General features: G+C 71.3%; 5 protein-coding genes (1 of these 5 running past the window's edge). 1 reads left to right on the top strand and 4 read right to left on the bottom strand.

Going from position 1 to position 20,683, the window contains the following annotated elements:
- The first annotated feature begins 201 nt into the window (after positions 1-201).
- Positions 202-1,077, top strand: a complete 876-nt coding sequence (locus ABZ382_RS21110) for a hypothetical protein (protein WP_357091196.1) — start codon at positions 202-204, stop codon at positions 1,075-1,077.
- A gap of 166 nt (positions 1,078-1,243) precedes the next feature.
- Here the strand turns inward: ABZ382_RS21110 and ABZ382_RS21105 are convergent, their stop codons facing one another.
- From ABZ382_RS21105 to ABZ382_RS21090, 4 genes are all read right to left on the bottom strand, one after another.
- Positions 1,244-1,375 carry a hypothetical protein gene (locus ABZ382_RS21105; protein ID WP_357091194.1) on the bottom strand — a complete coding sequence of 44 codons (132 nt, stop codon included), beginning with the start codon at positions 1,373-1,375 and terminating at the stop codon, positions 1,244-1,246.
- Positions 1,376-1,414: 39 nt separating this feature from the next.
- A complete protein-coding gene (locus tag ABZ382_RS21100; protein ID WP_357091192.1) occupies positions 1,415-1,561 on the bottom strand; it encodes a hypothetical protein in 147 nt (48 codons plus the stop codon).
- Positions 1,562-1,682: 121 nt separating this feature from the next.
- Positions 1,683-1,901, bottom strand: coding sequence for an MbtH family protein (locus ABZ382_RS21095; protein WP_357091190.1), 219 nt, complete (start codon positions 1,899-1,901; stop codon positions 1,683-1,685).
- Between the two features lie 81 nt (positions 1,902-1,982).
- On the bottom strand, positions 1,983-20,683 hold the 3' portion of the coding sequence (locus tag ABZ382_RS21090) for a non-ribosomal peptide synthase/polyketide synthase (RefSeq protein ID WP_357091188.1). Its footprint extends 331 nt past the window's final position; only the last 18,701 of its 19,032 coding nucleotides appear in the window; the start codon falls outside the window, past its right edge; it ends in the stop codon at positions 1,983-1,985.

Genomic DNA, 20,683 nt, shown 5'->3' with positions numbered 1-20,683 from the left:
GCGAGTACGGGCGCTCCGGGACTCTTTCGTGGTGACTGGGGTTTATGTCCGGAGCAAATATATTTGCCAATCATTCGCTCGCCCAGGAAGCTGCGTGCGCGAGTCGAATTCGCTTCACCGAATTCCCGCGGACGGCCGGTATCGTGCACAGCGCATGGTTGGGGAGGACTGCAAGATTATGGCCGAAAGGCGTTGTTGCCCATGAGAATCATCAGCACTGTCGCGGTCGCCGTGAGCGCCGCCGTCCTGTGGTCGGCCGCGCCCGCGCACGCCGGACCGGAGACCGGGTCCGCGGATCGGCCGCTGCCGGCCGGGAACACCATCGAACCGGTCATCGACTGCGGGCCGACCGCCGCGCATCCGTATCCGGTGGTGGTGTTGCCCGGCGGGGACGGCTCCACGGATCAGACCGCCGCGCAGTGGGAGACCATGGTCGGCGCACTGCGCGGGGCCGGATACTGCACGCTGCTGTTCCAGGGCGGTGTGGTGAACGGGAAGCGGTGGTACGGCGACATGCCCGCCGAGGCAGGGCAGATCGCGGATTTCATCGCGAAGGTGCGGGAGACCACCGGGGCCGAGAAGGTCGAGATCGTGGCCCACTCGGCGGGGACCATCGTGACGAACTACTACCTGAAGCTGTTGGGCGGAGCGCCGACGGTGAGCCACGCCGTGTTCATCACGCCCGAGGTGCGCGGCTGTGACGGCGCGGGCGTCCTCGGCATCCCGAATCCGCCCATCACCCCCGTGCAGCTGCTGCACGAGCTGCCGGTGCTGAGCACCCTGCTGGCCGCGGCCTCGCCGGAACTGGCCACGGCTTTGCAGATGACACCGGATTCGCCTGTGTACAAGGCGATTTTCGACACGCAGGTCACCCAGCCCGGGGTCACCTATTCGGTGATCGCGACGCGCCGGGATCAGCTCGCCACGCCCGCGCCGCAGTGCTCGACCCTCGACGAACCGGGCGTCGAGAACGTGGTCTACGAGGACCTGTTCCCGGACGCGGCGCCGGTGGACCACTCACTGATCCGATCCAGCGCCGAGACCGCGGGCTGGGTCCTGGACCGGTTGCGGCGCTGAGCCCCGGGGGGCCGCCAGGACGGGTTGTCCTGGCGGCCTTCACACACCTGCGCGCAAGCTACTACGTAGTCGCCGGCGGCCAGGTGAAGGAGGAGCCGGAGCCCAGCGACTTCGCCAGGAAGCTGAAAAAGTCGTTCACAGCACTACCGCTGAACATGCAGGCCTCCTAGACGACCGGAGTCGGGGTAGGGGTAGTGGTGCCGCCCGGCTGGGTGACCGAGGTCGAGGAGCCGGAGCCGATGACCTTCGCGATCGCGATGAGCAGATCGGTCATACCGCTGCCAGTGTAGAAATCCACAGCGATTTCCTTTCGAGAATTTCGTGAGTGCGGCGCGAATTACTTCGCGCTGTGGGTCTTGAGCTTCGGGCCCTTGGGGTTGTAGCTCGCGGTGGAACCGGCGCCCAGGAACTTCAGCACCTGGGACACGACGGCGCCGATGTCGACGGAGGGCGCGGTGCCGGGATCCGGAGGAGTGGTGGTCATGGTGATTCCCTTTCTTTCACGACGCGGACAGACCCCCTCGATGTGTGTTTTTTCTCGGGACCGCCGCACGGGGCCTTTGTGACCCCGGGTCTGTGGATTCTGAACTCGGTGCTCCGCAGGCCTATTCGGGCTCGACCGCCATGGCCTGGACCAGCGACGCCGGTCGCATGTCGGTCCAGTGCGCCTCGACGTAGTCCAGGCAGCTCTGCCGCAGCGCCGGACCGTGCGCGGCGGTCCAGCCGCCGGGGATGGCGGCGAAGACCGGCCACAGCGAGTGCTGGGCCTCTTCGTTGACGAGCACGTAGAACTGGGCGTTCTCGTCATCGAATGGATTGCTCATGGTGGATCAAGCCTTTCTCACCTGGGAAGTTGAGTACCACAGTGCATTCAGAACCGCAGCGTTTTCAGAAACCTCGGTGCTTCAGTGCCACAGTTGCGACAGTGTCCGTGCGATGGGTGCCAGCGCCTGGGGCGCGGTCATCTGCCAATGGGTTGCCGGGACCGCGTGATCGCGTACCGTGCCGTCGACGGCGGCGGTCCACCCGGCAGCACCGGCGCTCGCCGGTTCCTCCAGGGCCGCGGTGAAATACGTGAGGTCGCCGTGGAAGGTCCGCGGGCGGTAGGCCCGCATCAGGTCCATCGACCGCAGGCTGGACTCGAGGATCGCGGTGATCCGGTCGGCGCCGAACGCCGCCAGGCTCAGCCCGTCACCCCGCTCCGGCAGCGCGACCAGGCGGGCCGCGAGTTCGGATGCCTGGGTGACGCCGTCGAGGTCGAGCTCGTCGGACCGGTCACCGAGCAGGCCGCCCAGCACCTCCCGGACCTCCGCCAGGGCCGCGCCGGAGTCGGCGGCGGCCGGGGCGGCCGAGGTCAGGTGGCTGTCCAGCATGGCCAGCGTGCCGACCTGCTCACCCTCGCTCTGCAACCGCACCGCGACCGCGTGGGCGATCACGCCGCCCAGCGACCAGCCGAGCAGGTGGTAGGGACCGGACGGCTGCACCGACCGGATCGCCGCCACGTACTCCGCCGCCCACGCCTCGATCGAATCCGGCAGCACGCCACCGGCTTTCAGTGCCGGGGACTGGAGGCCGTAGATCGGGCGATCGGAGTCCAGCTGCGCCGCCAGGCCCGCGAAGGACCAGGAGATGCCGCCGACCGGGTGGATGCAGAACAGCGGTTCCGCACTGCCCTCCCGGCGCAACGGCAGCAGCACGTCCAGCGCGGCCTCCGCACTCGCGCCGGTCGCCGCGCCCAGTTCCCGGGCCAGCTCGCCCGGGGTGAACGCGGAGAACAGCAGGAGTACGGGCACCTTGCGGCCGAGCAGCTCGCCGAGCCGTGAGGCCAGCCGCGCCGCGACCAGGGAGGTGCCGCCGAGCTCGAAGAAGTTGTCGTCCAGGCCGACCCGCTCGACCTCCAGCACCTCGGCGAAGGCGGCACACACGGTGGCTTCCAACTCCGTTTCCGGAGCCCGGAATTCGCGGGCCGCGAACTCCGGTGCGGGCAGGGCCTTGCGGTCCAGCTTGCCGGAGGTGTTGAGCGGCAGCGCATCCAGCGCCACATAGGCCGACGGCACCATGTAGGACGGCAGGCGCTGCGCCAGGGCACGGCGGATGGCGTCGGTGTCGGGCGCGGCCACCCCCGCCGCGGGCACCAGGTAGGCGACCAGGTGCTCGTCGCCGGCGCTCGCGCCCGGCCACACCAGGACCACGGCCTGCGCGAGCTCCGGCAGCGCGGTCAGCGCCAGCTCGATCTCACCGAGCTCGATGCGCTGGCCGCGGAACTTCACCTGGAAGTCGGTGCGGCCCAGGTACACCAGCTCGGCGCGCTCGCCGCTGACGTCCCAGCGCACCAGGTCGCCGGTGCGGTACATGCGCTCACCGGGAGCGCCGTACGGGTTGGCGATGAACCGGTCCGAGGTCAGGTCCGGGCGCGCGACATAGCCGCGGGCCAGCTGGACGCCGCCCAGGTAGAGCTCGCCCGCCACCCCGGGAGGAGTGGGGTTCAGGCGCGAATCCAGCACGTAGACCGTGCTGTTGCCCTGCGGGCGGCCGATCGGCATGACCGAGCGGTCGACCTCGCCGGTGACGTCGCGGTAGGTGATGGACACCGCGGCCTCGGTGGGGCCGTACAGGTTGTGCACCTCGGCGGTGCTCACCGCTCCGAAGGCGCGCACGGTCTCGGCGGGCAGCGCCTCACCGATCACGTACACCTGACGCAGGGTCCGCAGCCGCTCCCGATCACCGTGCGCGGCGAAGACACTCATCACCGAGGGCACGAAGTCGGTGACCGTGACACCGTGCCGATCGATCAGATCGACCAGGTAGGCCGGATCGCGGTGCCCGTCCGGGCTGGCGAGCAGCAGCGTCGCGCCCACCCGCAGCGGCATGAAGTAGCCCCACAGCGAGACGTCGAAGGTGCTCGGCGTCTTCTGGAGGTACACGTCCGCGGCGGTGAGCCGGTACTCGGCCTGCATCCAGTCCATCTGGTTGACGATGGCGGCGTGGGAGACGCTGACGCCCTTGGGCTTTCCGGTCGAGCCCGAGGTGAAGATGGTGTACGCCGGGTGCTGCGGACGCAGCGGCGCACGCCGATCGGCATCGGTGACCGGCTGCTCGGAGTAGCCCGACAGGTCGGCGGTGTCGACCTCCAGCACCGGGTAGGCACCGGCCGCGAACACCGAGCTCGAGGTGCTCAGCACGCAAACCGGGTTCGCCGTGTCCAGCACGTGGCCGATGCGCTCGGCGGGCTGGTCCGGATCCACCGGAACATACGCGCCACCGGCGGTGATCACCGCGTAGGAGGCGACCATGAACTCGATCGAGCGCCGGATATGCAGGGCCACCAGCGATTCCGGGCCGACGCCCGCCTCGACGAGGCGGCGGGCCAGGCGGTTCACCCGGGCCGCGAACTCGCCGTAGGACAGTTCCGCGCCCTCGAAGCTCAGCGCGGTCGCGGCCGGGGTCCGCGCGGCCTGGGCTTCGAACAGCGCCACCAGGGTCTCGCCCGCATCGCCGGAGACGGCGCGCAGCAGGTCCGCGGCGGCGGTGGTGTCGTTCCAGTCGTGCAGCACCCGGGTGCGTTCGCCCTCGGCCATCAGGTCGAGATCGCCGACGGGCAGTTCCGGCTGCGCGACGACGGTCTTCAGCAGCAGGGTGAACCGGTCCGCGAAGCGGGCCACGGTGGCCGCGTCGAACAGTGCGGTCGCGTAGGTCATGGTCGCGGTGAAACCGGCGGGCGCGCCGTCGGCGTCGTAGTTGTCCACGATCACCAACTGGAGGTCGAACTGGGTGTCGTCGCCATCGAATTCGACGGCGGCGACGGTCAGACCGTCCAGGTCGAAGGCGGCCGGCTGCTGGTTGTTGAACGAGAAGCCGACCTGGACCAGCGGGTTGCGGGCGGTCGAACGCTCCGGGGCGAGCACCTCGACCAGTCGCTCGAACGGCACGTCGGCGTGGCCGAAGGCGGCGATGTCCTCGGACCGGACCCGGCGCAGCAGCGCGTCGAAGCTCTCGGCCGGGTCGATGCCGGTGCGCAGCACCAGCGTGTTGACGAACATGCCGACCAGGTCGTCGAGCGCGACGTCGTCACGACCGGCGACCGGAGTGCCGACCGCGATGTCGGCCGAGCCGGACAGCCGCGACAGCAGGGTCGCGAAGGCCGCGTGCACCGTCATGAACAGGGTCGCGCCGCGGGCGCGTCCCAGATCCACCAGCGCCGCATGGGTTTCCGCGTCGACGGTGAAGTCGACCCGGCGGCCCGCGGTCTCGAACAGCGCCGGCCGGGGCCGGTCGGCGGGCAGCTCGAGCTGCGGGGGCAGTCCGGCCAGCCGGTCGCGCCAGAAGCCGAGCTGGCGGGAGATCAGCGAGGCCGGATCGTCCTCGGAGCCCAGCAGATCGCGCTTCCAGACCGCGAAGTCGGAGTACTGCACCGGCAGCGGCTGCCACGCGGGGGCCTGTCCGGCCTTGCGGGCCGCGTAGGCGGTCATGACGTCGCGGGCCAGCGGGACCAGCGAGGTGCCGTCACCCGCGATGTGGTGCATGACCACGACGAACACGTGGTCCTCGGGAGCCAGCGCGTACAGCGCCGCCCGCAGCGGCACCGCGGTGGTGACGTCGAAGCCCCGGCCGATCATGGTCGCGACCTCGCCGACGACGGTGGCCTCGGTGACCGGAATCGCTTCCAGCGCGGGCAGATCCGTGACCGCGGTGGCGGGCAGCACCACCTGCGCCGGACCTTCCGGGGTCTCCGGGTACACGGTGCGCAGCACCTCGTGCCGGACCACCACATCCGCGAGCGCCGCGTGCAGGGCGGCCACGTCCAGGGGTCCGGTGAGCCGGATGGGCAGCGGGATGTTGTAGGCCGTGGAGTCCGGGTCCATCCGGTTCATGAACCAGACGCGCTGCTGCGCGGGCGAAACCGGAACCGGGCCGTCGCCGGTGCGCGGCAGCAGCGGCGGGCGGGCCGGGGTGCTCGCGTCGACCGCGAGCACGGCGGCGGCCAGCGCCTCCACCGTGGTGTGTTCGAACACCGTCCGCACCGGCACCTGGGCGCCGAACGCGGCGCTCAGTCGCGCGGCCAGCTGGGTCGCGGTGAGCGAGTTGCCGCCGAGGGCGAAGAAGTCGTCGGCGATGCCGACCCGCTGTCCGTCCTCCATGCCGAGCACGGCGGCGAGGACCTCGGCGACCGTGGTCTCGGCCTCGGTCCGGGGCGCGATGAACTCCGCGGTGCGGACTTCGGGCTTCGGCAGCGCGCGACGATCCAGTTTGCCGTTGACGGTCAACGGGATCGAGTCGATCACCACGAACGCCGACGGAACCATGTAGGACGGCAGCAGCTCGGCCGCGCCGTCGCGGATCGCGTCCACGGCGGGCGTGACACCGTCCTCGGGGACCAGGTAGGCCACGATCCGCAGATCGCCCGGCTGGTCCTCGCGCACGATGACCGCGGTCTGGGTGACGCCCGGCTGGGCCAGCACCGCGGACTCGATCTCACCGATCTCGATGCGGAAACCACGCACCTTGACCTGATCGTCGGCACGGCCCACGTATTCGAGCTCGCCCGCGCGGTTCCAGCGGACCACGTCGCCGGAGCGGTACAGCCGCTCGCCCGGCGCACCGTACGGGCTCGCCACGAATCGAGACGCGGACAGGTCGGGGCGGCCCAGGTAGCCGCGCGCCAATTGCGGTCCGGCGATGTACAACTCGCCCGCGACTCCGACCGGCACCGGATGCAGTCGCTCGTCGAGCACGTACACGTGCAAGCCGTCGATCGCGGCGCCGATCAGCGAACCGGTGGCGGCGGCGATGGTGGCGGCATCGAGGGTCCGGTGCGACACGTGCACGGTGGTCTCGGTGATGCCGTAGATATTCACCAGGGTCGGAGCGGAATCACCGTGGCGGGCCACCCAATCCGAGAGGCGGCGCAGCTCCAGGGCCTCGCCGGCGAGGATCGTCCACCGCAGCGCCAGGTCCGGACCGTCGCCGGGCGCGGCGACCCGATCCGCCTCGGCGAGCTGATAGAACGCCGACGGGGTCTGGTTGAGCACCGTGACCTGCTCGCGGCGCAGCAGTTCCAGGAACTGCTCCGGGGAGCGTGACGCGTAGTAGTCGACCACCACGAGCCTGCCGCCGTAGAGCAGCGAACCCCACAGCTCCCACACCGAGAAGTCGAACGCGCAGGAGTGGAACAGCGTCCACACGTCCTCGTGGTCGAATCCGAACTCGGGCACGATGTTCGCCATCAGCTGCACCACGTTCCGGTGCGCCACGGCCACGCCCTTGGGGCGGCCGGTGGAGCCGGAGGTGTAGATGACGTAGGCGACGTGATCGGGGCGCAGCGGCGCGAGACGGTCGGCCGCGGTGATCGGCGCATCCGGCCACTGCCGCGAATCACCGTCGAGCCGAATCACATTCAGCTCGGCGGGAAGCTCGGCCTGCACGGTCGAGTCGGTGATCACACTGGTGGGCGCGGCATCGGAGAGCACGTACGCGATGCGGTCGGCCGGGTAGGACGGATCGATCGGCACGTAACCCGCACCGGTCTTCAGCACGGCCAGCAGTGCCACGACCAGATCGGCCGAGCGCGGCAGCAGCACCGCGACCAGCGACTCCGGGCCCGCACCCCCCGCGATCAGCCTGCGCGCCAGCGCATTCGCGCGGCGATCGAGCGCGGCGTAGGTGAGCTCCCCGTCACCGAAGGTCAGTGCGACCCGGTCCGAGTGGGCGGCCACCGCGGCGTCGAACAGGCTCGGCAGCGTGTCGTCGGTCGGGCCGACGCCGTCGCCCGCGCGACCCCACAGCTCGGTGACAGCGTGGCGCTCGTCCGCCTCCATCAGGTCGATGTCGCCGATCGGCGCGGTCGCGTCCGCGGCCACGGCCCGCAGTACGCGTTCCATCCGCTCGGCGAAGGCCGCGATGGTCTCGGCGTCGAAAAGATCGGTGGCGTAGTTCAGTTCGATGGGCAGGCGGCCGTCGGCGTCCGGCTCGTCGGACACGGTCACCTGGAGGTCGAAACGGGCCACCGGGGCCACGTAGTCGATGCCCTCCAGGGTCAGGCCGGGAGCAGAGTAGGACGGCGTCTCCAGATTCACGTAGGTCAGGCCCACGGTGAACAGCGGATTGCGGGCCTGCGTGCGGGCCACCCCGAGGGCGTCCACGACCTGATCGAACGGCACGGTGGCGTGGTCGAAGGCGGCCAGGTCGCCCGCGCGGGTCTGCGCCAGCAGCGCGTCGAAGCCGGCGCCGAGGTCGACCTGGGTGCGCAGCACCAGGGTGTTGACGAACATGCCGACCAGGCCGTCGAGGTCGGCGTTGCCGCGGCCCTCGATCGGGGTGCCGATGGCGATATCGGTGCTGGACGACAGGCGGGCCAGCAACAGCGACAGCGCCGCGTGCCACACCATGAACGGGGTGACGTTGTGCGCCTCCGCGATTCGCTTGACCGCGGCGGCCAGCTCGCTGTCCAGATGCGTGTTGAGGTACGCGCCGCGCCCGGAGGCCACCTCCGGCCGGGGCCGGTCGGTGGGCAGGGGCAGCTCGTCGGGCAGGTCGCGCAGCGTCTCCGACCAGAAGTCCAGCTCGCGAGCGCCGATGAGCTCCAGGGTGGCCCGCTGCCAGAGCGCGAAGTCGGCGTACTGCACGGGCAGTTCCGTCCACTCCGGCGCGTGTCCGGCCGCCCGGGACAGGTAGGCGGTGATGGTGTCGAGCAGCAGCGGGTTCATCGACTGGCCGTCACCGGCGATGTGGTGCTGCACCACCACCAGCACGTGGGTGTCGTCGGTTTCGCGCAGCAGCGCCACCCGGATCGGCACGGTGGTGGTGACGTCGAAGCCGGTCGAGACGAAGGTCTCGATCCAGGCCGGGTCCGCCGCGTTCGCTCCGGTGTGGATCTCGAGCGGCAGCGGGGCGGTCTCGGCGGGCAGGATCAGCTGGTAGCCGAGGCCCTGCTGGTCGGACGGGTAGATGGTGCGCAGCGCCTCGTGGCGGGCGACCACGTCGCCGAAGGCGGCGGTCAGCACGGTGGTGTCGATCACGCCGGTGATCCGGACCGCGGACGGCAGGTTGTAGGCCGCGGACGCCGGGTCCAGGCGGTTGAGCAGCCACATGCGGGTCTGCACCGGGGACAGCGGGATTCGCTCGGGCCGGTCCATCCGCCGCAGCGGCAGCGCGCTGCCCGCACCGGTGGCCAGGGCCGCCAGTCCGGCGACGGTCGGGGCCTCGAACAGCTGGCGCACCGACAGTTCGGTGCCCAGTGCCGCGTTGGCGCGCGCGATCAGGCGCATGCCGAGCAGCGAGTTGCCGCCGCGGGCGAAGAAGTCGTCGTCGGCGCCGAGGGTGACGCCGCCGAGCAGGTCTCCGGCGAGCGCCGCGATGGTGGATTCCGCGCCCGGGGCGGGCTCCCGGAATTCGGCGGTGGCGGAAGTGAACTCGACCGCGGGCAGGGCGGTGCGGTCGAGCTTGCCGACGGTGGTCAGCGGCATCTCGTCGAGCACCGCGACGTGGGCCGGAACCATGTAGGAGGGCAGCATGGTGCGGGCGTGCTCGAGCACCGCCTCGGCGTCGAGCTGGTCGCCGGTGATGTAGCCGACCAGGCAGTCCGCGCCGGTGGTGTCCTTGGCCAGCACCACGACCGCGTTGGCGACCTCGGGCCGCGCCATCAGGGCCGCCTCGATCTCACCCAGTTCGATGCGCTGGCCGCGCAGCTTGACCTGGAAGTCGTTGCGGCCCAGGTACACCAGGTCGCCGTTGCGGTTCCACTTGCACAGGTCGCCGGTGCGGTACATGCGCGCGCCGGGGATGCCGAACGGGTCGGCCATGAAGCGGTCGGCGGTCAGCGCGCCTCGGCCCTGATAGCCGCGGGCCAGCTGGACGCCGCCCAGGTAGAGCTCGCCGACGACGCCGACCGGCACCGGGTGCAGGCGGGTGTCGAGCACGTAGGCGCGGGTGTTCCAGTTCGGGCGGCCGATGGCCACCTCGAAATCCGGGTCCGCGTCGGAGAACTCGTGGTAGATGGTCGAGATCGCGACCTCGGTCGGGCCGTAGGCGTTGTGCACCTTGCCGCCGACCAGTTCCCGCAGCCGGCCCATCACCTCGACCGGCAGCGCCTCGCCGCCGGTGTGCAGGTGGCGGAAGGACTTCAGGGCGTCGCCGTGGCCCTCGGCGAGGAGGGCTGCGAGCACCGACGGCACGTGTTCGTCGATGGTGACCCCGAACTCGCGCATGATCCCGGCCAGGTAGTCCAGGTCCAGCGGGCCCGGGCGCGGAATCATCAGCGGCGCACCGACCATGGCGGAGAGGAAGACCTCCCACACCGAGACGTCGAAGGTCAGCGGGGAGCGCTGCATGAAGCGGTCCTCGCGGGTGATCTCATAGCGGCCCTCGAGCCAGCGCAGCTCGTTCATGAGCGAGCGGTGGCTGGTGGCCACGCCCTTGGGCAGACCGGTGGAGCCGGAGGTGTACAGCACGTTCACGAGGTTGTCGGGGTGCAGTACGCCGAGGCGGTCGGCATCGGTGATCAGCTGGTCCGAGAAGCCTTCCAGCCCACCGGCTTCCCGCACCGCGGTGACGTCGAGGACGCGCACGCCGTCGATGTCCGGCAGGGTCGCGCCGCCGACGCTCAGCACCAGGGTGGATTCGGAGGTGCCGAGGATGTGGGCGATGCGGTCGGCGGGGTAGGTCAGTTCGACCGGTACGTAGGCGGCGCCCGCGTTCACGATGGCGTGCATGGCGACGACCATGTCGACGCAGCGGTGCGCGGTGACGCCGACGATGGCGTCGGGGCCGACGCCCTCCGAGATCAGCAGGCGGCCCAAGCGATTCGCGCGCCGGGCCAGGTCCGCGTAGAGCACCGTCTCGCCTTCGAAGAGCAGCGCGACCAGGTCCGGGTCCTGGGCGGCGCGGGCGTCGAGCAGCCCGGCCAGCACCTCGACCGGCAGGTCGTGGCCGGTGGCGTTGTAGTCCACCAGCAGCAGGCCGCGCTCGTGACGCGACATGATGTCCACATCGCCCGCGACGGCGCGCGGGTCGGCGAGCAGGGCCCGCAGCACGCGCTCGAAGACGGCCTGGAAGCCGCCGACGGTGACGGCGTCGAAAAGGTCGGTGGCGTAGGTGATGTAGACCTCGATGCCGCCGGGCAGGCCGTCGGCGCCGGTGGTCTCGGCCAGGGTCCAGTCCAGGTCGAACTGGGTGGCGGTGGCCTCGACGGTGAGCGCCTCGATGGCCAGGCGGTTCAGCTGGACGCTGGGCCGGGCGTGGTTCTGGAGCGTCAGGGTGACCTGGGCCAGCGGCGCGTGCGCCTGGGAGCGCACCGGATTCACCGCTTCGACCAGCATCTCGAACGGCACCACGGCGTGGTCGAAGGCGGTCAGATCGGTGTCGCGGACCTGGGTGAGCAGTGCGCCCAGGGGCGCGTCCAGCGTCACCTCGGTGCGCAGCACCAGGGTGTTGACGAACATGCCGACCAGGTCGTCGAGGGCCTCGTCACCGCGACCGGCGACCGGCGCGCCGATGACGATGTCACCGGTGCCGGACAGTCGCGACAGGGCCACCGCGAGCGCGGTGTGCAACACGATGAACGGGGTGACCCGCTGCTGCGCCGCGAAATCCAGGATGGCGGAATGCAGTTCGGCGTCGAGGCGGGCGCTGTAGCCCGCGCCGCGGCCGCTGGCCACGGCGGGACGGGGACGATCACTGGGCAGCGCCAGCACGTCGGGCAGGCCGTGCAGGCGGCGGGTCCAGTGCGCGAGCTGCTGGGCCATGACCGAGTCCGCGTCTTCGGCCGAGCCGAGCGCGGCCTGCTGCCACAGCGCGAAGTCCGCGTACTGCACGGCCATCGGCGCGAGGCGCGGGGTCTCCCCCGCGCAGCGGGCCACGTAGGCGGTGGCGATGTCGCGGGTCAGCGGACCGAAGGACCAGCCGTCGGCGGCGATGTGGTGCACCACCATGACCAGCAGGTGGGTGCCCGGCTCGTCGGTGATCTCCAGCAGCCGGATGCGGAACGGCACCTCGGCGGTGATGTCGAAGGCGGTGCGCGCCACCGACTCCACCATGCCGGGCAGCTCGCCGGAGGTGACCGGCTCGGCGACCAGGTCGATCAGGCGGGTGCCGGACGGCAGGATGACCTGGCCGGCCTGGCCGTCGCGCTCGGGGTAGATGGTGCGCAGGGTCTCGTGGCGGTCCACCACGTCGGCCACGGCCTGGCGCAGCGCCTCGACATTGAGCGAACCGGTCAGGCGCAGCGCGAACGGGATGGTGTAGCCGTCGCGAATGTCGAAGCGGTTGAGGAACCACAGCCGCTGCTGGGCGATGGACAGCGGGATGTGCTCGCCGCGTTCCTGGGCGACCACGGGCGGCAGCTCGACCAGCATCTCGGCGTCGGCCGCGCGGATCGTGGCGGCCAGCCCGGACACGGTGGCGTCCTCGAACACCGCGCGCAGCGGAATCCGCACGCCCGCGGCCTTGCCGAGACGCGCGACCAGCTGGGTGGCGATGAGCGAGTTGCCACCGAGGGAGAAGAAGTCGTCGTCCGCGCCGACGCGGTCCGCGCCGAGCAGCGACTGGAAGACCTCCGCGACGATGCGCTCCTCGGGCCCGGTGGCCGCGCGGAACACGGTGGCGGCGGCGGCCGGTGCGGGCAGGGCGCCGCGGTCCAGCTTGCCGGAGGTGTTGACCGGGAAGGCGTCCATGGTCACGTAGACGGCGGGCACCATGTACACCGGTAGTCGCTGCGCCAGTTCGGCTTTCAGCTCGGCCGCCGCGATCTCCGCGCCCGCGGCGGGCACCAGGTAGGCGACCAGCTGGGCATCGGTTCCGGCGCCGTGCACCACGACCACCGACTGGGCGACGGTGTCGTGCGCGGTGAGCGCCGCCTCGATCTCGCCGAGTTCGATGCGCAGGCCACGCAGCTTCACCTGGAAGTCGGTGCGGCCCAGGTACTCCAGCTCGCCGTCGCGGTTCCACTTGACCAGGTCGCCGGTGCGGTACATGCGTTCGGCGCCGCCGAACGGGTTGGCCACGAAGCGATCCGAGGTCAGGCCCGGGCGGGCCACGTAGCCGGTGGCCAGCTGGTCACCGGCGAGGTACAGCTCGCCCGCGACGCCCACCGGCACCGGGCGCAGGCGCGCGTCCAGCACGTAGAGCTCGGTATTGAAGGTGGGGCGGCCGATCGGCACGGCGTCCACGTCGGTGTCGGTCACCCGGTGGTAGGCCACCTCGACCGCGGCCTCGGTGGGGCCGTACAGGTTGTGCAGTTCCGCGCCGGTCAGTTCGCGCAGCCGGTGCGCGGGCTTCGAGGACAGCGCCTCACCGGAGGCGAAGACGATCCGCAGCGAGGTGCAGCGAGCAGCGGCTTCCTCGGCGACGAAGACGGTCATCATGGACGGCACGAAGTGCGCGGCCGTGATGCCCTCGGCGGCGATGAGTTCGGCCAGGTACGCCGGGTCGCTGTGGCCCTCGGGCTTGGCGACCACCAGGCGCGCGCCGATCTGCAAGGGCAGGAAGAACTCCGGGACCGACACGTCGAAGGTCATGGGGGTCTTCTGCAGTACCACGTCGCCGGCGGTCAGGCCGTGCGCCTCGCGCCCCCAGACCAGCCGGTTGACGATGGCGGCGTGGGTGACGGCCACGCCCTTGGGGCGGCCGGTGGAGCCGGAGGTGAAGATGACGTACGCGGTATTCGAATCCCGTAGCGGCGCAAGGCGGTCCGCGTTGGTGACCGGCTCGTCGGAGATGCCGGTCAGGTCCAGCAGGTCGATGCGCACCTGCGCGGTGTCGATCGGCAGGTCCGTGCCGGAGGTCAGCACGGTCACCGGGTCGGCGGTCTCGAGAATGTACTCGAGCCGGTCGGCCGGGTGGTCGGGGTCCAGCGGCAGGTAACCGGCACCGGCGGCGGACACCGCGTACATGCCGACCACCAGGTCCAGCGAGCGGCGCATGCCCAGCGCCACCAGGGATTCCGGGCCGACGCCCTCGCTGATCAGCCAGCGGGAGAGCTGACGGACGCGGACGGCGAAGTCGGCGTAGGACAGACTTCTTCCCTCGAACGTGAGGGCGATGTTGTCGGGGGTGCGGGCGACCTGTGCCTCGAACAGGGCGATCAGGGTCTTCGCGTCCGCGTCGGCGGCCGGGGACAGCGCGAGCGCGGCGTCCACGTCGAAGGCGGTGTCGTTCCAGCCGCGCACGACGAGTTCGCGTTCCGCGTCGCCGAGCAGCTCGATGTCACCGACGGCGACGGTCGCGTCGGCGGCCACGGCGGCCAGCAGGCGGCCGAACTGATCGGTCAGCGAGGCCGCGGTGGCGGCGTCGAACATCTCGGTGGCGTAGCGCAGGTTGCCGGTCAGCCCGGCGTCCTCGCCGAGTTCGCCGACCACCAGGTGCAGGTCGAATTTGACGGTGGGGTCGTCGATCTCGACCGGGGTGACGGCCAGTCCGGGCAACTCGAGGGCGCCCGCCCCGCCGCTCATCCGGGCATCGTTGAACGACAGCATGACCTGGGCCAGCGGCGGCGCACCGGTGGTGCGGTCCACGGCCAGCGCGTCCACGACGCTCTCGAAGGGCAGCTCGGCGTGACCGAAGGCGGCCAGGTCGGCGGTGCGGACCCGGTCCAGCAGGTCGGTGAAGGACAGCTCGGCGTCGACCCGGGTGCGCAGCACCAGGGTGTTGACGAACATACCGATCAGGGCGTCGAGTTCGCGTTCGCCACGGCCGCCGATCGGGGAGGCCACCGGGATGTCGGCGGTGCCGGAGTTGCGGGCCAGCAGGGCCGCGAAGGCGGCGTGCACGACCATGAACAGGGTGACGCCGTGGGCGCGGGCCAGCTCACGCAGGCCGGCGGCGACGGTCTCGTCGACCGAGAACGGCACGGCAGCACCGGCATTGGTGGCGACGGCGGGCCGCGGGCGGTCGACCGGGAGGGCGAGCTGCGGCGGCAGACCGGCCAGGGTCGCGCGCCAGAATTCGATCTGCTGGTGGGCGATGGTGCCGGATTCGGCGGCGTCGCCGAGCAGTTCGTGCTGCCAGAGGCTGTAGTCGGCGTACTGGACCGGCAACGGTTCCCAGCCGGGCTCCCGGCCCGCCGCCCGGGCCAGATAGGAGCGCAGCAGGTCGCCGACGAGCGGCTGCAGCGACAGGGCATCGGCGGCGATGTGGTGCACGACCACGGCCAGCACGTACTCGGGAGCCTCGGACTCCTGGTCGATCACGAAAAGACCGATGCGCGAGGGCAGTTCGGCGGTGACGTCGAATCCGGCGGAAGCGAACGCGGTGATCGCGCCGGTGATCTCGGCGGCGGCGACCGGCACCGGGCTCAGACTCAGACCGATGTCGGTGACGTCCAGGATCTGCTGGTACGGACCGGCTTCGGAGTCCGGGTAGCTGGTGCGCAGCGATTCGTGGCGGGCCAGTACGTCCAGGGCGGCCTGTTCCAGGGCGGCGATGTCCAGCTCGCCGCGCAGGCGCAGCACGATCGGCAGGTTGTAGGCGCTGTGCTCGCCGGCCTCGGCCTCGATGCGGTTGAGGAACCACAGGCGCTGCTGGGCGGGCGAGAGCGGAATGCGGTCCGGGCGCGGGCGGGCGGCCAGCACCGGCCGGGCCGCGTCGGGGTTGGCCGCCACCAGCGCGGCCGCCAGGCCCTCGACGGTGGAGAACTCGAACAGCAGCCGGACCGGCACCCGCGCACCGAGTTCCGCGCCGATGCGCGAGGTGACCCGGGCGGCGTCCAGGGAGCTGCCGCCGAGGGCGAAGAAGTCGTCGTCCAGACCGGCGCGCTCGGCGTTCAGCACCTCGGCGAACACGGCCGCCACCAAACGCTGGGCGGGGTCGGCGGGCGCGCGGAAGGCCTTGGCGCGCAGCTCGGGAACGGGCAGCGCCTTGCGGTCGAGCTTGCCGCTGGAGTTGAGCGGCAGTTCGGTGAGCGCGGTCAGGGCGGTCGGCACCATGTAGGGCGGCAGCACCCGGGTCAGGCCCTCACGCAGGGTCTCCGGGTCCAGCTCGACGCCGGGGGCGGGCACCACGTATCCGGCCAGGAAGTCGCCGGAGTCGGCGCTGATCAGGCGCACCGCGGCCTGGGCGACCTCGGGGGCCAGCAGCAGGGCGCTCTCGATCTCGGCCAGTTCGATGCGCTGGCCGCGGAACTTGATCTGGAAGTCGAGGCGCTCGAGGTAGACCAGTTCGCCGTCCTCGGTCCACTTCACCAGGTCACCGGTGCGGTACATGCGCTCGCCCGGTCGGCCGAAGGGGTTGGCCACGAAGCGATCCGAGGTGAGGTCGACGCGGCCGTGGTAGCCGCGGGCCAGCTGGGTTCCGGCCAGGTACAGCTCGCCGGGTACGCCGATGGCGACCGGGTGCAGGCGCGAATCCAGCACGAACACCTGGGAGTTCCACTCCGGCTCGCCGATCGGGACGGCGAGGGTGTCGGAGCGGTGCGCCTCCCGGAAGGTGATGGACACCGCGGCCTCGGTGGGGCCGTACAGGTTGTGCACCCCGGCGTCGCTGACCGCCCAGAAGGCGGTCACGGTCTCGGGCGGCAGCGCCTCACCGATGACGAAGATGTCGCGCAGCGAGTCGAGTTCGCCCGCCTCGGCGTGCGCGGCGAACACCGACAGCATGGACGGCACGAAGTCGGTCAGCGTGACCTGGTGCCGGGCAATGGTTTCGGCGATGTAGCGGGGGTCGCGGTGGCCGTCGGGGGCGGCGACCACCAGGGTCGCGCCCGCGCGCAGCGGCAGGAAGTAGCCCCACAGCGAGACGTCGAAGGTGGTGGCGGTCTTCTGCAGGTAGACGTCCCGGACGCCGATGCCGTACTCGGCCTGCATCCAGGCCAGCTGGTTGGCGATGGCGCGGTGGGTGACCGCGACGCCCTTGGGCTTGCCGGTGGAGCCGGAGGTGAACAGCACGTAGGCGGGGTGGTCGGGGTGCAGGACCCCGCGCCGCTCCTTGTCGCCGATCTTGGCGGCGGAGATCTCCGACAGGTCCAGCTCGTCGAGGTGATGCAGTGGGACGTCGATGGTCTCGGGCAGCGTGAAACCGTCGCGGCGGGTGGTGAGCACCGAGTGCGGGCCGGCGGTCGCGAGGATGTGGCCGATGCGCTCGGCCGGGTGCGAGGGATCCACCGGCACGTACGCGCCGCCCGCGCGCAGCACGGCGTACATGGCGACCACGAGGTCCACCGAGCGCGCCATGGCCAGCACGACCAGCGATTCCGGGCCCACACCGGCGGCGATGAGGTGGCGGGCGAGCCGGTTGGCCCGCTCGGAGAACTCGGTGTAGGTCAGCTCGGTGTCGCCGAAGACCAGGGCGCGGGCCTTCGGAGTACGGGCGACCTGGGCGTCGAAACCCTGGTGCAGGAACAGGTCCGGGACGCGCGCGCCGGTGGCGTTCCAGCTCGAGGTGACGTAGTCGTATTCGCCGGCGTCGAGCAGCTCGATGTCGCCGACCGCGACGGTGGCGTCCGCGGTGGCCGCGGTCAGCAGGCGGGTGAACTTGGCCGCGAACTCGCGCACCGTGTGATCGTCGAAAAGGTCGGTGGCGTAGGTGTATTCGACCTTGTAGCCCTCCCCCGCGGTGTTCACGGTGAGCTGCAGGTCGAACTTGGCGATGCCCGGATCGAAGTCCAGTTCCTCGGCGGTGAGCCCCGGCAGCCCGGCGCTCAGGTCGCCGAGGTTCTGCATGAACAGCGCGACCTGGAACAGCGGGTGGCGGTTGCGGGCGCGGGGCGGGTTGAGCACCTCCACCAGGCGCTCGAAGGGGACGTCGCGGTGGGCGAAGGCGCGCAGATCCCGGTCGCGCACATGGGCGATGAGGTCGCCGAAGGTCTGCGCGCCGCGCACCTCGGTGCGCAGCACCAGGGTGTTGACGAACATGCCGACCAGGTCGTCGAGGGCCTCGTCGCCGCGGCCCGCGACGGGCGTGCCGATCGCGATGTCGGCGGTGTTCGACAGCCGCGACAGCACCGCGGCCAGCGCGGCGTGCAGCACCATGAACGGGGTGGCGCGGTGCGCGGCGGCCAGCCGGTCCACCGCGTCCCGCAGCTCGGGGTCGAGGACCGTCTCGACGATGGCGCCGCGGCCGCTGGACGCGGCCGGACGCGGGCGGTCGGCGGGCAGGTCCAGCTGGGCGGGCAGCTCGGCGAGTTCCTGTGCCCAGAAGGCGATCTGGCGGGCCGACACCGACTCGGGATCGGCCTCGTCGCCCATCCACTCCCGCTGCCACAGCGCGTAGTCGGCGTACTGCACGGCCAGCGGCTGGTACTGGGGACGCTGCCCCGACTGCCGGGCCACGTAGGCCACCACCAGGTCGCGCACCATCGGCCCGATGGAGGCGCCGTCGGCGGCGATGTGGTGGGCCACCACGACCAGGGTGTGATCGCCGGGGCCCGAACGCAGCAGCCGGGCCCGCAGCGGCACCTCGGCGGTGACGTCGAATCCCTGTGCGGCCAAACCGAGCACGGTCGCGACCAGCTGGTCCTCGGGCACCTCGCGCGGGGTCAGGTCGACCGCCGCGGCGGGCAGCACCATCTGGGCCGGGCCCTGCTCGCCGGCCGGGTAGTAGGTGCGCAGCGACTCGTGGCGCTCGACCACGTCGGCGAAGGCGTCCGCCAGCGCCGCGGTGTCCAGGTCGCCGCGCAGGCGCAGCGCGAACGGGATGTTGTCCACCGCGGCCGGATCGAATTCGTCGGAGGACGAGTCGTATTCGCTGCGCGCGTAGTGGTTGAGGAACCACATGCGCTGCTGGGCGGGCGAGAGCGGAATGTGGTCCGGGCGCGGGGACACCGGACGCAGCGGCGGCCGCGCCGCCGCGCCCGCGCCGTCGGCCAGCAAGGCCAGCGCCGCCACCGTGGAGCGCTCGAAGAAGTCGCGGACGTCCACGGTGACGCCGAGCGCCTCCCGGATCCGGGCGATGGCGCGGGTGGCGATCAGCGAGTTGCCGCCCAGGGCGAAGAAGTCGTCGTCCGCGCCGACCACGGCCAGATCCAGCAGGTCGGCGAAGACGGCCGCGACCGCCTCCTCAGCGGGCGTGGCGGGCGCACGGTACTCGCGGGTCACGTCGGCGAACACCGGTTCGGGCAGGGCGCGCCGATCCAGCTTGCCGATCATGGTGACCGGCATCTCGGCCAGCGGCACCAGCAGCGACGGCACCATGTACTCGGGGATGTGCGCGCGCACCGCGGAAAGCACGGCGGCGGAATCGATCTCGAACCCGTCGGTGGGCACGACGTAGCCGACCAGGGCCTGCTCGCCGTTCGGGCGGGTGTGCATCAGCACCGCCGCCTGCGCCACCGCGGCGTCGCGCCGCAGCGCGGACTCCACCTCGCCGAGCTCGATGCGCAGGCCGCGCAGCTTGACCTGGAAGTCGCTGCGCCCCACGTACTCCAGCTCGTCCGGGCCGCCCTCGACCTTCGACACCCAGCGCACCAGGTCGCCGGTGCGGTACATCCGATCACCGGCCGGGCCTTCGGGATTGGCCACGAACCGCTCGGCCGACAGCCCCGGCCGGCCGAGGTAGCCGCGGGCCAGCTGCACGCCGCCCACGTACAGTTCACCCACCACACCGACCGGAACCGGACGCAGATCCTCGTCGAGCACCAGCAGGTCGACGTCATCGCCGGCCGCGCCGATCGGAATGGAATCGACGTCCTCGGCGGTGACCTCGTGGGCGGTGACGATCACGGTGGTCTCGGTCGGGCCGTACCCGTTCACCAGAGTCGCGCCGCTGACGCTGCGGAGGCCAGCGGCGGTCTCGACGGTGAGGGTCTCGCCACCCGCGATCACGTAGCGCAGCGCGTCGGGTAGCTCCTCGCCCCCGCGCTCGACCTCCGAGACCAGCACCGACAGCATGGACGGCACGAAAACCGCCACGGTGATCCCGGATTCGCGGATGACGCGCACCAGGTAGGCGGGGTCCAGGTGGCCGTACGGCGTGGTGAACACGAGCCGCGCGCCGATCTGCAGCGGGCTGAGCACCTCCCACACGGAGGCGTCGAACACGATCGTGGTCTTGACCAGGACGCGGTCGTTCTCGGTCAGCAGGAAGCGGCGCTGCTGCCACCGCAGGAAGGTGGTGATGGCGGCGTGGGTGACGGCCACGCCCTTGGGCCGGCCGGTGGAGCCCGAGGTGAACAGGACGTAGGCCAGGTTGTCCGGGCCCGGCTGCGGCAGCTCGGGGTCGTCGGCCGGGGACAGCAGCCGATCGCCGTTGATGCCCAGTTCCCGTGCGTTGTCCTCGAATTCGTCGATGCGCAGCACCGGCGCGTCGATCGCGAAGTCCGGATGGTCCGCGGTGGTGGTCAGCACCACCGCCACCTGCGCCACGTCGAGCACGTAGGCGATGCGGTCGGCCGGGTGGTCGGGGTCGATCGGCACATACGCGCCGCCCGCCTCGAGCACGGCGTACATGCCGACCAGCATTTCGAAGGAGCGGCGCACGGCCAGGCCCACCAGTACGTCCGGGCCGACGCCCAGGGTGCGCAGATGACACGCGAGAGTCGTGACGCGCGTGGCGAATTCGCCGTAGGTGAGGGTCTCACCGTCGGACTCCAGGGCGATCGCGTCGGGCGTGCGCCGCACCTGCGCCCGGAACTGCGTGCTGAGCGTCTCGATGGGCGCCAGCTTCGGGTCCAGGATGTCGGCGG

This window comes from Nocardia sp. NPDC005825 (genome assembly GCF_040630175.1).
Lineage (GTDB): Bacteria > Actinomycetota > Actinomycetes > Mycobacteriales > Mycobacteriaceae > Nocardia.
This window is presented reverse-complemented; position numbering and strand designations above follow the sequence as displayed.